The organism is Paenibacillus sp. 1_12 (genome assembly GCF_900114475.1).
Taxonomy (GTDB): Bacteria; Bacillota; Bacilli; order Paenibacillales; family NBRC-103111; genus Paenibacillus_S.
Genome location: NZ_FOTE01000014.1, coordinates 12,437 through 28,350 on the forward strand (window position 1 = coordinate 12,437; position 15,914 = coordinate 28,350).

The 15,914-nt window shown below is 45.6% G+C and carries 16 protein-coding genes; 11 read left to right on the forward strand and 5 right to left on the reverse strand.

Features of this window, described 5'->3' with window-relative positions:
- Window positions 1-855 (forward strand): carbohydrate ABC transporter permease, encoded by an 855-nt coding sequence (locus BM210_RS24630; RefSeq protein ID WP_091174640.1) that lies wholly within the window; start codon window positions 1-3, stop codon window positions 853-855.
- 78 nt (window positions 856-933) lie between these two features.
- Here the strand turns inward: BM210_RS24630 and BM210_RS24635 are convergent, their stop codons facing one another.
- Genes BM210_RS24635 through BM210_RS24645 form a run of 3 tightly spaced genes read right to left on the reverse strand, consistent with a single transcriptional unit; the run spans window position 934 to window position 2,672 of the window.
- Entirely contained in the window at window positions 934-1,341 is a 408-nt protein-coding gene (locus BM210_RS24635; RefSeq protein ID WP_091174642.1) for a DoxX family protein, read from the reverse strand.
- Window positions 1,342-1,398: 57 nt separating this feature from the next.
- The gene (locus tag BM210_RS24640) at window positions 1,399-2,250 is read right to left on the reverse strand and encodes a M56 family metallopeptidase (protein WP_091174644.1); all 852 of its coding nucleotides are present in this window, start codon (window positions 2,248-2,250) and stop codon (window positions 1,399-1,401) included.
- Window positions 2,251-2,252: 2 nt separating this feature from the next.
- The gene (locus BM210_RS24645) at window positions 2,253-2,672 is read right to left on the reverse strand and encodes a BlaI/MecI/CopY family transcriptional regulator (protein WP_091174645.1); all 420 of its coding nucleotides are present in this window, start codon (window positions 2,670-2,672) and stop codon (window positions 2,253-2,255) included.
- A gap of 235 nt (window positions 2,673-2,907) precedes the next feature.
- Here BM210_RS24645 and BM210_RS24650 point away from each other — a divergent pair, with 235 nt between their 5' ends.
- From BM210_RS24650 to BM210_RS24660, 3 genes are all read left to right on the forward strand, one after another.
- Window positions 2,908-3,753 carry an SDR family oxidoreductase gene (locus BM210_RS24650; protein ID WP_091174647.1) on the forward strand — a complete coding sequence of 282 codons (846 nt, stop codon included), beginning with the start codon at window positions 2,908-2,910 and terminating at the stop codon, window positions 3,751-3,753.
- A gap of 247 nt (window positions 3,754-4,000) precedes the next feature.
- Window positions 4,001-4,423: a YkvA family protein gene (locus BM210_RS24655; RefSeq protein ID WP_091174649.1), complete on the forward strand. Its 423-nt coding sequence runs from the start codon at window positions 4,001-4,003 to the stop codon at window positions 4,421-4,423.
- Between the two features lie 193 nt (window positions 4,424-4,616).
- Complete coding sequence (locus tag BM210_RS24660) at window positions 4,617-6,071, forward strand: HD-GYP domain-containing protein (protein WP_091174651.1); 1,455 nt, start codon at window positions 4,617-4,619, stop codon at window positions 6,069-6,071.
- Between the two features lie 86 nt (window positions 6,072-6,157).
- On the opposite strand, the gene BM210_RS24665 is transcribed toward BM210_RS24660, so the two are convergent.
- The gene (locus BM210_RS24665) at window positions 6,158-7,012 is read right to left on the reverse strand and encodes an ABC transporter ATP-binding protein (RefSeq protein WP_091174652.1); all 855 of its coding nucleotides are present in this window, start codon (window positions 7,010-7,012) and stop codon (window positions 6,158-6,160) included.
- A gap of 269 nt (window positions 7,013-7,281) precedes the next feature.
- Here BM210_RS24665 and corA point away from each other — a divergent pair, with 269 nt between their 5' ends.
- The 6 genes from corA to BM210_RS24695 all read left to right on the forward strand — a co-directional run bounded on the left by corA (window position 7,282) and on the right by BM210_RS24695 (window position 12,934).
- Window positions 7,282-8,232 carry a magnesium/cobalt transporter CorA gene (gene corA, locus BM210_RS24670; RefSeq protein ID WP_091174838.1) on the forward strand — a complete coding sequence of 317 codons (951 nt, stop codon included), beginning with the start codon at window positions 7,282-7,284 and terminating at the stop codon, window positions 8,230-8,232.
- A 32-nt stretch (window positions 8,233-8,264) separates the two neighbouring features.
- Window positions 8,265-8,477, forward strand: coding sequence for a GIY-YIG nuclease family protein (locus tag BM210_RS35790; RefSeq protein ID WP_256223995.1), 213 nt, complete (start codon window positions 8,265-8,267; stop codon window positions 8,475-8,477).
- A 96-nt stretch (window positions 8,478-8,573) separates the two neighbouring features.
- Window positions 8,574-9,434, forward strand: coding sequence for an excinuclease ABC subunit UvrC (locus BM210_RS24675; protein WP_256223997.1), 861 nt, complete (start codon window positions 8,574-8,576; stop codon window positions 9,432-9,434).
- Between the two features lie 591 nt (window positions 9,435-10,025).
- A complete protein-coding gene (locus BM210_RS24685; RefSeq protein WP_091174654.1) occupies window positions 10,026-10,499 on the forward strand; it encodes a MarR family transcriptional regulator in 474 nt (157 codons plus the stop codon).
- A 152-nt stretch (window positions 10,500-10,651) separates the two neighbouring features.
- Entirely contained in the window at window positions 10,652-11,887 is a 1,236-nt protein-coding gene (locus BM210_RS24690) for an MFS transporter (RefSeq protein WP_091174655.1), read from the forward strand.
- A 237-nt stretch (window positions 11,888-12,124) separates the two neighbouring features.
- Window positions 12,125-12,934 (forward strand): NAD-dependent epimerase/dehydratase family protein, encoded by an 810-nt coding sequence (locus tag BM210_RS24695; protein ID WP_091174657.1) that lies wholly within the window; start codon window positions 12,125-12,127, stop codon window positions 12,932-12,934.
- A gap of 202 nt (window positions 12,935-13,136) precedes the next feature.
- Here BM210_RS24695 and xylA read toward each other — a convergent pair whose 3' ends face one another.
- A complete protein-coding gene (xylA, locus tag BM210_RS24700) occupies window positions 13,137-14,453 on the reverse strand; it encodes a xylose isomerase (protein WP_091174658.1) in 1,317 nt (438 codons plus the stop codon).
- A 228-nt stretch (window positions 14,454-14,681) separates the two neighbouring features.
- Between xylA and BM210_RS24705 the strand changes: the two genes are divergently transcribed.
- A complete protein-coding gene (locus BM210_RS24705) occupies window positions 14,682-15,854 on the forward strand; it encodes an ROK family transcriptional regulator (protein WP_091174660.1) in 1,173 nt (390 codons plus the stop codon).
- Window positions 15,855-15,914: the final 60 nt, after the last annotated feature.

A 15,914-nucleotide genomic window follows, 5' to 3' on the forward strand; every position in this document is an offset into this window, starting at 1 on the left:
ATGGTGGGCCAACAGCGTCAATTACAACGACTGCGCAGTGTAATCCTGCACCTCTTCGTATTCGGCTTTGCTTTGATCATGATTTATCCACTAGCCTGGATGCTGTCCAGCTCGCTCAAGGATAATTCGGAAATTTTCATCAATGCGCACCAACTGCTACCCTCCCATTTTAATTTTAATAACTATATTAACGGTTTTAAAGGTTTTGCAGGCACGTCATTTGTCGTGTTTTATAAAAACTCGCTGATCATCACCCTGTTTTCCGTCGTTGGAACGGTCGTTTCCTCTACGATGGTAGCCTATGGCTTCGCCAGAATCCGTTTTCGCGGCTCACGTTTCTGGTTTGCCTGCATGATGATGACGATGATGCTGCCTTCCGAGGTATTGACGATTCCCCAGTATATCTTTTTTCAAAAAATAGACTGGATTAATACGTTTCTTCCGCTCATTGTGCCGTCTTTTTTTGGAGGAGCGTTCTTTATTTTCCTGATTATTCAGTTCCTGCGCGGCATTCCGAAGGAGCTGGACGAATCGGCCACGATCGATGGCTGCGGAAGATACCGAATCTTCATGCAGATCCTGGTTCCGCTGCTCGTCCCGCCGATTATTACCGTATCGATATTTAAATTTTATTGGACATGGGATGATTTTTTCAGCCCGCTGCTGTACCTCAACTCGCCCAAGCTGGCTACCGTATCACTTGCAATCAAGAATATGTCCGACCCGACAGCACAAACCGATTGGGGCGCTATGTTTGCCATGTCCGTGCTGTCATTGCTCCCGATTGTGGTCGTGTTCATAGGCTTTCAAAAGTATATCGTCGAGGGTATCAGTACAACGGGATTAAAGGGTTAAATGACAAAGAACTGCACATTCCCGGAAGAGGGAAGGCAGTTCTTTTGTTTGTGAAAGGGCTTGCTATGTGTATTGCTGTTATGTGGTTGGTATATGGGAAGCAGCCTGATTCGTGAAAATACGGTCCAGTGCCATAAGCCTGCTGCCTGCCAGCACCAGATGTATTGACATCACAAGTACGGCAAGCTCAAATTCAAAGCCGCCGGCAAATCCCATCGTATACTTAGCCGCGATAATGGCCGTAACCATAATCACACAAAAAATCGCTGCAAAAATACGTGTTCCGAGGCCGATGATCGCACAAACGCCTCCAATAATTTCAAGCGCCCCAACCGGATAAGCCAAATAGCCAGGAATGCCAAGCTGCTCAAAAAAACCTATGGTGTTGTCGATTCCCCCTTGGTATTTCATCAAACCATGGACGAGAAAAATAATGCCGACTGTAATTCTGGAGATTAGGATTCCGATTTCTGCTTTGGTATTCATATGAATGCCTCCTCTAATTATTAACACTATGATATGTAGTGTATAAGATTAAAAAAATCAAATTAAATTGAAAACAAATAAAATAGAAATCAACACGATGATCTGCAGCGAGATTAGGGTTGATGTAATCGGGGGTTTAAATGAAATCTTGGCTTGCGGGTCGAGAATTTGGTTAATTCTGTAGTTAACCGATGTATCGGCAAAGGATGCATAGGTAAAGGGCATCGTAAAGGCCGGGCTTTTTTTGACTAATTTAAGCAGGGCGCTGCCCAATTCTATAGAAGAGCCCAGCTGTTGAATCGCATACTGATCAGCCACAATTTCTCTGGCAATCTTATAGTGGTGAAGCATCCATTTCAATAGAGGAATGTACCAGAACATCGAAGCACACAAAGACAGGATCAGTATTTTTAGCGGGTCTGCGCTTTGTTGATGCTGCTTTTCATGATAGAGGACAGCTTTAATTTCCTCGTTATCCAGTAGATGCAATAATCCCGTAGTCACAAAAATCCGCGGCTTCAAATAGCCCATCGTAAATGCCATAGGCTTCTTGCTGGAGACGATGTGGATACCGGCAGCTTCCGGAACGTCAAGCTTATTGGCCTGTTGAACGGAGCTGATATCGGGTTGTTCACGGAGCAGCTTGCGATACATGCGTTGAGACAGGAACAACTGCTTGCTGAGCAGCCAGAAGAACATCACGAACGTATATACAACCAGTCCACCAAGGAAATAGCCCATTGTTAAAAAGCCCATTGATTTGAGCCAGCTGTTGCACAGCTGCAAAATATTAAAGCTGATTTCACGTCCGAATAGAAGATGCAGGGCGTACATGCCCATTTGCAGAAGGATGAAACCAGCAATTAAAAGACACGAAACAAAGATAAATCTGGATCGGTTTGTCCACATGGTTAATTGTCCTTTTTGAGCGCCTTAATTTTTTGTTCCAGCATGGCTATTAAATCCACATCGACTTCTTCCAGCGCATCCAGCATATGATTGACCACAAGCGGCCCGAACTCCTCGATCAGTTCATGGGTAAGTTCCTTGGACTGGTTCTCCAGAAAATCGTCCCTGCTCACCATAGGCTGGTACAAACCAGTTCTTCCTTCTGTTCGTTTGGTCAGGAAGCCTTTATCGACTAACCGATTCATAACAGTCATAACCGTATTGAAATTTAGGGGTTTTGTCTGGTCCTGATCCAACTTGGCTTGAACGTCCTTAATGGCCAATTCGGAGCTATCCCACAAGATGTTCATGATTTTGGCTTCCAAAGGTCCAAAAAATCGATTTAAACCCCTTTCATGATATTTGAAATTGTGTATCTTCACTTTACAACACCTCACACTACTTATTGTAGTTACCTGTAAATCAACTGTCAACTAGTCAGATTTGGTTGTTAGTCAACTGTTGAACCTGCGTGTGGTTGGTGAGCTATAGGAGTTGGCAGCGGGGCTTCGCCCTACAATCTGATGTATGTTACGGGGTTCATCATGGGCATGATTGGGGTATGAGTATATCAGACGGTTATCTGAACTACAGTCCCGCTAGGGAAGGAGAACTCCCATGGACAGCTACCGACCTATCATGATTGTTACAGGTGCCAACTCAGGGATGGGCTTAGCCACTACAATAGCTTTGGCGAAACAAGGCTGCAGAGTCATTATGGCATGCAGGAGTCCAGAGCGCGGCGAACGTGCGCTGCAGGAGGCGATCCAGCAGAGCAGTTCCCGACATATTGAGCTAATGCGCTGTGATTTAGGTTCACTGGACAGCGTTCGTGAGTTTGCGGATACTTTTAAAGCGAAGTATACACATTTGGATGCATTGATCAATAATGCAGGGGTATTTGCCTTAAAGCGGCAGGTAACCGAGGACGGCTTCGAAATTCAGCTTGGTGTGAATCATCTGGGGCATTTCTTACTGACAGAGCTGCTGCTGGATTCATTGATTCACGCCATGCAAGGACGGATCGTGGTTGTATCCTCAGGTGCTCATAAAGTGGGCTCGATCTACTGGGAAGACCCCTTTTTCACAAAAGGCTACAGTTTCTGGAAAGGGTACGCGCAATCGAAGCTGGCTAATATCTTATTTACCAAAGAACTTGCCAGACGCTTAAAGGGGACCCGGGTAACTGTCAATTGTGTACATCCGGGAGCGGTCGCTACGAGCCTTGGGGTTGATCGCAATACGGGCTTCGGTAAATCGGTGCTGGCATTTCTGAGCTTGTTTTTTCTCACACCTGAGGAAGGGATGCAGACCGCGTTGTATTTGGCAACGAGTGAAGACATGAGGGGCATTTCGGGTGAGTACTTTTATAAGAAAAAAATAGCTTCTGTTTCAGCGAAAGCACAAGATCCGGAGTTAGCCCGCAGCCTGTGGATATGGAGCGAGCAGCAGGTTGGCAAGTAGCTGATACCGAAGTAAATCATTGCCAAAGTAGCACGCGATTACGGCGGAGCTGCTTTTTTGCTGAGGGTTCGTTTGGGTACAAAGGGTGATGCAGTGGCATTTAGGAAGAGCGGATACGGTATATAATCAATGCAAATGGCCCAATAGCTATCCAATGCTTCCATACGGGGATGTTTCGTTTCCTTCATTTGTCGGTAATAAGGGTAGATGAACAAGTTCTCTACAAAATCTTGAAGGAGATGCACCTATGGACAATTCCCAATACGCAAAGCATTATTCGGATGAGAGTTTTTGGGGGAAATTAAAGAAGGCAGCTAAAGATGCGGGACTGAAAGTGGTATACGCAGGATTGCTCCTTTATTATGCGCTGCAAAGTCCAAAGACGCCGATGAAGGCAAAAATACAAATTTATGGAGCACTCGGCTACCTCATTTTTCCATTCGATATCATACCGGATATGATTCCGGTTGTTGGTTATTTGGACGATTTGGGTGCGCTGATGCTGGCGATAGGTGCGGTCGCGATGAGTATCGATAAAGAGGTCAAGCACAAAGCCAAGATTAAGCTGATCGATTTTTTTGGCGTTGATGCGGTCCGTAATCAGGACATTATTGATGTGGATGCCTATATGGTGAAGGATGAGGTTAGCGTAAGCCTTTCGAAGGAATAACGCCAAATTGTTCGCGCAAAAAAGCTTGAAATTCAGTGCAAAGGCTGAGTTTCAGGTTTTTTGCTATTTGATCAGGTGGGAGTGGCAATGGGGCCGTTCTTTTTTTATATCAGATGCAGAAAATACCTTAAGTTAACGGAAAGTATATGATACAATATCAGCGTGACAGCGTGTACAAAGGGGATAACATCGGATGAAACTAAGAGAGCTGACAGGTCCATTGATAGCGATTTCATTACCTTTTCTTTTATTTAATTTGTTGAAGTTTAATCCTTCGCTCGATATTCAGTTCGCGGTACCCCGCGGACATTTTTATATTGTCAGCTCTGTTGCCCTACTTGCGAGTATTATTGCGATTGCCGTGGGCATATCGGGGAGTCGGGTGCGCAATATCAAGATCAGCTTTTTGGCGATGGCCTTTATTTCATTAGCTGAGGTTTTTTCCGTGCATGGCTTGTCCACACCGAATATGCTTATTCATGTGTCTCATTTGCCTGGAGTGGCCGCACAGGGGAGTGTTTTATTAGCCTCTTTCTGGCTGTGGCTATCCTCGGTGTCATCTGATAATGGATTCATTGTGCGTCTATCCAAATGGAGACAATGGTTAGTGCCGATATGGACGATAGGTTTAGGTATACTTGGATTCGCTGCTCTCTCATTTCCACATTTGATAGAGTGGGTACCTCTTGACGGGCTTGCATCCAAGTGGTTGTCGACCGGAGGAGTCATTTTCCTTAATGGCATGACGATGTATCGATATCATCAATCATATCGCTATTCCCGGTTTCCGCTTCAGGCTGCGATTGTCTACAGCTGCTGCTGGATGATAAATGCGCAGCTGATCATTGTGTTAGGCGAGACCTGGCGGCTGAGCTGGTGGCTGTACCATTTTCTGTTGTTGGCTTCCATGCTGGTTATGCTGTACGGTTTATTCAAGCAGTATGCGTCTAATCAATCCTTGACCATGACAATCCGCTCCTTGTTCACCAACGATCCGGTAGAACGAATAACGAGCTGTTTGTCACCAAGTGTAAAAGAGCTGGTATTGGCGACGGAAATTAAGGATACCTATACAGCAGGCCATAATTTCAGGGTGACGATGTATGCCCTAAAGCTTGCAGAAGAAATGCAGCTGCAGCCGGAGCAGCTCCGTGCTCTGTCACAAGGGGCGATTGTTCATGATGTCGGCAAGAACATGATACCTGACGCAATATTGAACAAGCCAGGACGACTTACACCGGAGGAGCGTTTCATTATTGAAACGCATCCGGTAAAAGGCTATGAAATGTGCAGAAATCTGGGGTTTATGAAAGAGGAGCTGGATATTATCCGATCTCACCATGAAAAATGGGATGGGACCGGATATCCGGATCGTCTGCAAGGCGAGGAGATTCCGCTATTGTCGAGAATCGTTGCTGTCGCTGATGTTTATGATGCGTTGACCTCTACCCGCTCCTACCGGAAGGCATGGACGCATGAAGAGGCTATACATTTCTTGAAGGAGCACAGTGGCAGTCATTTTGATCCAATCTGTGTACAAGCTTGGGTGAATGTAAGCAGCAGAGACCCTGAAGTGTATCGGCTGCCCTCTAACCTGGCCAGTCCGTTATTCATGAGTATGCCTTCTGGTCATAAAGGCGTGGTTTGATTGTATCCATGCCAACATAGCAGCATTAAAAAACCTCGAACTCAACGGTTCGAGGTTTTACAAATCACTTAATAAATTAAATCAGGCTACCTGCCCACAGACGCAGGCTCTTTGTGGCCGGCCGACTCGCTGCTGGCTGCTCCCGTTTTGTGAGCCTCTTGGGCCAATCCATACGGCAGACAGAGCGGAACGCCTGTACGCGGATCCGGAATAATATCCGCTTCAATGCCAAATACCTCACGTAGTACATTCAGGTTCATGACTTCTGTCGGAGTTCCATTACTGATGACGCGTCCTTTTTGAATAGCGACCATATGATGAGCATAGCGGGTGGCATGGTTGAGATCATGAACGACCATCACAATCGTGCGCCCTTCTTCTTCATTCAGCTTTTGCAGCAGCTTCAGCACTTCTAGCTGATGAGCCATATCCAAAAAGGTAGTCGGCTCATCCAAAAATAAAATGTCGGTTCCTTGTGCCAAAGCCATTGCTATCCAGGCACGCTGCCGCTGCCCACCGGAAAGCTGATCTACGGGACGGTCATAAAATTCATTCATACCCGTCATTTCAATCGCCCACCGTACGGCTTCCTTATCTTCCTTGGACAAGGAGCCAAAGCCCTTCTGGTGGGGAAAGCGGCCATAGGTGACAAGCTCCGATACCGTCAGTCCATCCGGTGCAATCGGATTTTGCGGCAATATCGCCAGCTGCTTGGCGACCTCCTTCGTTGGCTGACGGTGAATCGATTTGCCATCCAAAAACACGGTCCCGCCTGTTGGCTTCAGCATGCGTGCCATCGCTTTAAGAATGGTTGATTTGCCTGATCCATTAGCCCCGACAAGCGCCGTGATTTGACCCGAGGGTATACTAATATTTAAATGCTCAACAATACTGATGTCTCCATAAGCAATATTTAACTGTTCTGTATATAAGCGTCCCATCTGTATCCGCTCCTTATGATGATACCGATTCTCATTATCAGTAAGATTATATCTAATTATTGATGTGTATGACAACCCTAAATCGAATCATTTCTTAAATAAATTCAACTATATCCAGGTTCAGCATTGAATGGCCACCACATATGCTTACAACAAGCATATGTAGTTGACTCATTGTATGAAGTCATTGCGGTTGCGAAGCAGATCAAGCAAGGAGTATAGTGGAAGAGATAGGCAGCTGCAGCAATTTTGGTGAGGAGCAAGTGGTTATGATAAGAATAATGGCTGTTGATCATCAGTTTCAAGTGATTCCCGAGGCTGGTTTAAGCGACCTGTCGGGTCCCAAAGTGAAATGGTATTGGGTCGATTTTGACATTCCTACCGATGAAGAGGCACTGCTGCTGGATACCCACTTTCATTTTCATCCGTTAGCTATCGAGGACTGCTACCATTTATTGCAGCGCCCAAAGCTGGATCATTATGATACCGTGAATTTTCTGGTTCTTCATGCTGTGAACGCGGTGACCTTGGGTGCGGAGGAGGTTGATATATTCTGGGGAGATAACTTTATTGTTACCTACCACTTATCACCATCCTGGGAAATTGATGAAGCCTGGAGCCGGGTTGAGCAGCAGGAGGCGATACGTCAAAAAGGACATGCTTATGCGGCCTACCTGGTGATGGACAATATGGTCGACGAGTATTTCCCTTCCGTATATCAAATCGAGGACCAGCTGAATGAAATCGAAATCAAAGGCAGAAGCGCAACCGATCATCTGCTGATGAACGAAATATTTGAGATCAGAACGAAGCTGTTGAAGCTGCGTCGAACGATTGTGCCGATGCGGGACCTGCTGTATCGGATGGTCAGCTCGGATAAAATAGATGGGATCAAGGAGCAGCGGATTTATTTTACTGATATATACGATCATTTGTTGAAGCTGTCGGAAATTATTGAGGCGACCCGTGATATGACCGCTGATATGCGAGACAGCTACGTATCACTGAATTCCACCCGGATGAACACCATTATGAAAACCTTAACGGTCATTACGACGATTTTTATGCCTTTAACCTTTATTGCCGGCATTTACGGAATGAATTTTGCTTATATGCCTGAATTAACATGGCACTGGGGTTATTTCATTATATTAGGTGCGATGTTCGGAATCGGATTTGCCATGTTTTTGTGGTTTTACCGCAAGGGCTGGTTCAAGTAGCTACCAGATGACTAACAGGAGGACTTCAATCGATGTCATTCGTGTTCCATGCCGGGGAATATCCAGAGGCACCGGGGTGTTATTTGATGAAAAACGCCGCGGGCCGGATCATTTATGTGGGAAAATCGAAAAACCTGCGCAGCCGTCTGCGTTCCTACTTTCAGCAGCGCAAGCACCAGAAAAAAACGGTGCAGCTTGTTCAGGAAATTGCCTCGATTGAAGTGGTGCTGGTTAACAATGAATAGGAAAGCCTGCTGCTGGAAAATAATTTAATCAAAATTCATAAGCCCCACTACAATAGAGCGCTGAAAAAAGATAACAGCGGCTACGCGTACCTGCAATTGACAGCAGAGTCTATTCCGCGTTTGGACGTCTTTTATCGAAACCGCAATTCAGAGTCAGCACGTTTGAATGTTCCTTCGCTACCAACAGTAAGTAAACGCCCACCTATACCAACAGTAATGGCACAGTCTGCCATACCGCCAGCAGTATCCCTTAATCAGCAGCGCTTTGGTCCTTATCCGAGCTCCCGCTTTCGGAATGCCGTATTGGAATTCGTGACCGACCATTTTCGGCTGCGTACTTGTCGGACACTTCCAAGGCGAGCATGCCTGCTGTACCATATTGGCAAATGCAGCGGTGTTTGCGAAGGATGGATCTCCGAGGAAGCCTATCGCGAAACGGCCTCTCAGGCAGCGGAGCTGCTTGTGAACAACGGCGAGGCGCTGATTGCGGCAATGTACAACAGGATTGGTGATTATGCCGAGCGTCTGGAATTTGAAAAGGCTGAGAACATGCTTCGCCACATTCGTATTCTCGAGAGATTGCCAGTCAAGCAAATTGTCGATCGTGAGGTGGTCGTCAATCAGGATGTGCTTTATTTCGGAAAGGACCACGTACTGATTGCCAAGGTGCAGGAGGGGATGCTGCGCGATTTCTATATGCAGGAGCTGGGCAAGGGCGATCAGGAAGCCAGCGCAGCTTGCGACAGCTTTCTGATATCGCATTACTGTGCGGATCGGCCGGACGAGCTTATTGTGAACCGGATAGTCGACCCCCGCAAAGTACGTGCATCACTGCGAGCAGCAGGGAGCAAGCCTTTGCTCATTACCCAGCCGAAGCGGGGATTGAAATACGATCTGCTGCAGCTGTGCAAGGACAATTATGAGTATCGGATGCAGCGGAATCAATATCATTCTTAAGTGCAATTGTAAAAATACTGTTCAACACGATAAGTGGATGTATACGGCAATCATCAACTAAATACGTAATGAAGGAGCTGCTGGGGCAGCTTTTTTGGCATTATAGAATTTATAAAATTTCGGGGTGGGAGCAGGACTACCACTCTGTTTTATTTTTGGTAAGGCTCATGCAGCACAAGAAAAAGTTCCGCTGAACGTTGTTCGGAATTTTGATGCGATGGATGATGGGGGCCTATAGTACCTCCGCAATTCAGATGTGAGGAATGCGGAGAAGGAATGTACTCGGAATATTACAAGGGAATTCATGACTATGAGTACAGGATAAGTGATGTATAAAAAGTAAGCCGGGTGAAGGTTATTCCCCGCACCCAGCAATTTTGTTACATGAACTCAGTTGCACAAACTTTAAAGGACGCCGTCAGGCGTTTTTCTTAAGTCGTTTCCAAAAGTTTTATATGCCATACAATGGCTTGGGAATGGTTTATTATGCCCATGTTGCTTATAATAAATATACCGAGGTACACGGTCAATTCCATTTTCAAAATAATTATTTTAATATTGTTAATGCACCAACGGATGGGAGGACAGGCCATGAATAAAGAAGATCAGGTCATAATGGGTTTCAGGGACTTATATAACAAGATAGTTTTGCTTAATAAGGATAAGATGGAAGACAGTCTTAAGGGTTATAAGTCTTCTGAAGTACATTGCATCGAATACATTGAAAGAAATGTAGATTCCAACGTGACAAAACTTGCGGAGTCCTTTTATATGACTCGCGGTGCCATAAGTAAATTAACTCAGAAGCTCATAAAAAAAGGCCTTATCGAAAGCTACCAGAAGTCGGATAACAAGAAAGAAATCTATTTTAGGCTTACTGAGCAAGGGAAAGTAATTTATAAAATCCATGAGGACCTGCACAAAGAGTTTCAAGAGCGGGATAAAGCCGTATTTGAGCAGGTAACCGAGCAACAATTTGACAGTATGCTTAGCTTCGTGGATAAGTATAGTAGGCATTTGGATGCAGAAATAAAAAAACTGGGTATAGATATTAAGTCGGAATAAATTTGAAGAATGATAATGAAACCACGTGCAGCCGGGCTCTATTGAGAACGGGCTGCATTTTTTTGCTATTAATTTGTTGACAAGGAAACAAAATAAAGTTATTATTTTGTTGACAAGGAAACTAAACGACAATTTTTGAGGAGAGAATTTAAATGTCCACATTTAGATCACACAATCAACAGAGCACAGAACAAACCATAGATAAACACGCTTTGATATTCGGTCTTATCTCTGTGTTTCTTTGCGGAATAGGCTTCAGTATTATAACACCTGTCGTCCCCTTCTTAGTGCAGCCTTATATAAGCAATCCGGGAGAACAAGCTATAGTTGTTACGCTGCTGACCTCTGTTTATGCGGTCTGCGTGTTTTTTGCAGCCCCCGTATTTGGAGCTTTGAGCGACAAATATGGCCGTCGTCCTTTGCTCTTAGTAAGCCTTTTGGGTGCCGCAATCGGGTACTTAGTTTTTGGCATAGGAGGAGCTCTTTGGGTACTATTTGTTGGACGCATAATAGAGGGTATAACAGGCGGGAGCATAAGCACGATCTTCGCATACTTTGCAGACATCATTCCTCCAGAGCAGAGAACCAAATACTTTGGATGGTTGAGTGCGGTTGTAGGTGTAGGCACCGTCATTGGTCCAACTGTAGGTGGATTACTTGCCAAGTTTGGTTATTCTGTACCCATGTATTTTGGAGCAATAATAACTTTATTGAATGTTGTTTATGGATACTTTTTTATGCCTGAGAGCCTTGGCAAGCATAATAGACTGAAAGAGATTACCTTGATAAGACTGAATCCATTTACACAGCTTGCAAACCTGCTTTCCATGAAAAACTTAAAATGGCTGCTTGTTTCAGCATTCTTACTTTGGATACCCAACGGATCTTTACAGGCAGTTTTTTCACAATTTACAATGGATACTTTCAGTTGGAAGCCTGCAATAATCGGACTTATGTTTTCAATTATGGGCTTCCTAGACATTATTTCACAAGGTTTTATAATGCCAAAGCTTTTGAAAAAACTTAATGATAAACAGATAGCAATTTTTGGAATGGTTTCGGAGATTATAGGCTACAGTCTTATTGCAGCTTCGGCATTATTCTCATTCTATCCTCTTCTTATCGTTGGCATGTTTATATTTGCTTTTGGAGATTCGATCTTTGGACCTTCATTTAATGGGATGCTCTCCAAGTCTGTCGATTCTAGTGAACAAGGAAGGATTCAAGGAGGCAGCCAATCTATTCAGGCTTTAGCAAGAATGATTGGGCCTATCATTGGAGGTCAAATCTATGTATCACTTGGTCATGCCGCACCCGCTTTTATGGGTATGATCCTTATAGCAGCGGCAATACCAGTTTTGTATAAGAGAACGCATGTAAGTATGTAACTACTTACTTTATTCCATTTGGGACAATCCCAGATAAAACATGGCATATAACTTATAGTTAAACATGGCAATATTATTCAAGCTCGGTTGAGTTTATTTCAGCCGGGCTTTTTTTGTCGGAAGGCTGGGTGGCTGCTGTATCGTAGATAAAACAGCGCAAACATGGAGAAGAATGGGTAATACTAATCAAGAGGCTACAAGTTTGCATCAAAAGACTTATTAATTAAATAGGGGAGGATGATATCGATGAAGAAGTTGTTGATTACAGGAGCAAGCGGGAAGCTGGGGAGTAGTTTGCTGCAGGGACTGAGAGAACAAGGGGATTACGAAATCGTAGCGGCCGATTTGCAGCCTAAGCCTGATCAAGACGTTGTACAGCTTGACGTCACAGATGCCAACAGACTTCTGGAACTGATGCAGGGAGTGGATGTCGTGCTGCATTTTGCTTGGGCACAGGATGAGGAAGATTTCCTCGGCAAGGTGCTGCCGATTAATGTGACGGGTGCTTATCATGTGTATGAAGCAGCGCGTGCTCATGGTGTGAAGCGTGTGATCTTCGCAAGCTCGAACCATGCTACTGGATTCTACAAGGTAGGCGAAACGGTAGAGCCTGATGAGCCATATCGGCCGGATAGCTTTTACGGTCTTAGCAAATGCTATATTGAACTGCTTGGGCGGTTCTATGCTGACAAGTATGGTATCTCCTCATTCAATATTCGGATTGGCAATTTTCCCGGTGACGACAGGCCGCACTCAGAGCGCTCTTCGCATATTTGGATTTCCAGCGGTGATATGGTTCAACTGGCAGTCTGCTGCATCGAAGCTGACAGTTCGATCGATTTTCTCAGCTTATATGGAACCTCAGACAATAGCGATAATTATTATAATATCGAATATTTGGAGAAGCTGATTGGTTACAAGCCGCAGGATGACGCCAGTGAACTGCTCGCTGAGTCGCGCCGAAACCACGAAAATATTGCGCAGGATGAAACTGTTTTTCAAGGCGGAGGTTTCGTGGAGAAAGAACAGCCTGCGAATGGATTGTAGAGGCTGCCTATTTACCATCCAGTATTGAGGCTGGCTACCGTATACAGGGTTGTTTATATGACTTCAGAGCCAGCAAGCTCAATATTTGACTTCCTCTAAAATGATGAAAAAAGGAACGTATCAGGCTGGAATCAGCTCGATACGTTCCTTGTGATGATCTATTAGTGCTGCGATTCTGTGCGAGGATCTGCACGAGTTCATTTTATACGTTAATGATGTACTGATTAAGAATGGAGCGAAGCAGCTCCACGCGACCGGATTTGTTGGTGATCGGGTTATTTTGCAGTGCATAAGCTTCAAGGGAATGGAAGTCAGCTTTGCCGGATACGATATCGGCACCGATACCGCTGGTGAATGAAGCATAGCGTTCTTCAATAACATTTTCAAAAGCACGGTCTTCAATCAACTTGGCAGCTACCTGCAGTCCGCGTGCGAATGCGTCCATGCCGTTGATATGAGCGTACACGACATCGATCGGCTCGAATGAAGTACGACGTACCTTTGCGTCAAAGTTGACACCACCGCGGCCGATGCCGCCTTCGTTTTGCAAGATCTCATACATGGCCAGTGTCGAAGAATACAGATCTGTCGGGAATTCGTCCGTATCCCAGCCCAGCAGCAGGTCGCCTTGGTTAGCATCAATGGAGCCAAGTGCGCCATTAATACGTGCAACGCGCAGCTCGTGCTCGAAGGTGTGTCCAGCCAGAGTAGCATGGTTAGCTTCAAGGTTCAGCTTGAAATGTTTTGCCAGATCATACTTTTGCAGGAACGACAGTGTCGTTGCCGCGTCAAAGTCATACTGATGTTTGGATGGCTCCTTCGGTTTCGGTTCGATCAGGAACTGGGCATCAAAGCCAATTTCCTTTGCATAATCAACAGCCAGCTGCAGGAAGCGTGCCAGATTATCAAGCTCGAGTCCGAGGTCCGTGTTCAACAGCGATTCATAGCCTTCACGACCGCCCCAGAATACGTAGTTTTCAGCGCCCAGCTCTTTACCGTGGTCCAGTGCTTTCTTCACTTGTGCGGCTGCATAAGCAAATACATCAGCATTGGAGGTTGTTGCAGCTCCATGTACGAAGCGTGGATTAGTGAACATATTAGCTGTATTCCACAGCAGCTTTTTGCCGCTGGATTGCATGTGTTGTTTAATCAGAGCGACGATTTCATCGAGGTTACGGTTCGTTTCCTGCAACGTGTCGCCTTCCGGAGCGATATCACGGTCATGGAAGCAGAAATAATCGACATCGAGAATGTTCAGCAGCTCGAAGCAAGCTTCAACGCGGGCTTTTGCCAGCTCCATGCCGGATAAGTGGTTCCAGCCGCGAAGTGCAGTTCCTGCACCAAAAGGATCAGAGCCGTTGCCTGTAAAAGAGTGCCAGTAAGCCACACCAAAACGCAGATGCTCACGCATCGTTTTGCCCAGAATGACTTCTTCAGGGTTATAAAATTTAAACGCAAGTGGATTCGTCGATGATTTGCCTTCATACTTCACAGTACCTACATGATCAAAATAGCCCATTGTGTTTACCTCCAGAAATGAATTGATAAAGAACGGATGCAGCGCATAGATGTACAGATGAACAACTGACAAGCATGATGTCTCTATTCAAGAACTCTATACAAGAACGCTTTCAAAACCATCATAGCATTGTCTATAATGTTTGTAAATCCATTAAACAAACTTAGTGTGTGCACATCGGTACCTTTCATGCTAAAATAATGCCAAACCATCCAGATGGGGGCTATCATGAAACAAACCGGAGATTTAAACCTGGTCAAAAAGATTAACAAGTCCATCGTACTTCATTATATACGGAACTATTCACCCATATCGCGTGCACGTATTGCCGAACAAACCGGACTTACCAAAGCGACGGTTTCGAGTCTGGTCAATGAGCTGCTGGAGAGCAGCCTTGCCAATGAGATCGGTACGGGCGAATCAAGTGGTGGACGTAAACCGATGATGCTGCTCTTTAATCGTACTGCAGGTTATGCGCTCGGCATCGATCTGGGCGTCAACTATATACGTGCTGTAATTACGGATTTGGAGGGCACGATCGTCGAGGAATATAAGGTTCAGCATGATAACACGGTGCTGGAGCTGGCTTTAGTTGAATTGAAAGCATGCATCCGCGAGATGATGCAGCGTGTTCCTGAGAGCGTGTACGGTATCGTTGGTATAGGTATTGGCATCCCAGGAATCAGTAACGGACAGGGTGACATATTATTTGCGCCAAATCTGGGCTGGACCCACGTGCCTTTGCAGCAGATCATTGAAGAGGAATTTGGCATTGCCGTCGTGATTGATAATGAAGCGAATGCGGGTGCTGTCGGAGAGAAGGAATTCGGAGCAGGTCGTGACGCGGCTGATCTTGTTTATATTAGCGTCGGTATCGGAATTGGAGCTGGCATTATTATTAAAGGAGAGCTGTTTCGAGGGTCTTCGGGATTTTCCGGAGAGATCGGGCATATGTCCATCCAGCATGATGGTAAACCATGCCGCTGCGGTAACGCGGGCTGCTGGGAAATGTATGCATCGGAAAATGCCCTGTACGAGGCAGCGAGAAACATACTGAACACCCAGAAAATCGATATGGAGCTCCTGCTGACACTGGCGGAAAAAGGCGAGCCTGCCGTCATCAAGCTGTTTGAACGGGTAGGTCACTTCCTTGGTGTCGGTGTGGTCAATATTATTAACGGATTTAACCCGGAGCTGATTATTATCGGAGGCCGCCTAGCAGAAGCGGGCCGCCTGCTGCGCCCAACGATGCTCCAATCGCTGGAGGGGCGCTCGCTGCCATATCCTCGTGAGCGGCTGCAGATCGAATTTTCCCAGCTTGGGAGCAGGTCGGCGGTGCTTGGGGCTTGCTCATTTGCCATTAGCAAGTTTTTTGCATCTACAAAAGTTTCGGTGGAATAGCTTGGACGAGTGTTAACAGAGGCAGATTACGCTCACACCATGCATACAACCTTACCTTGG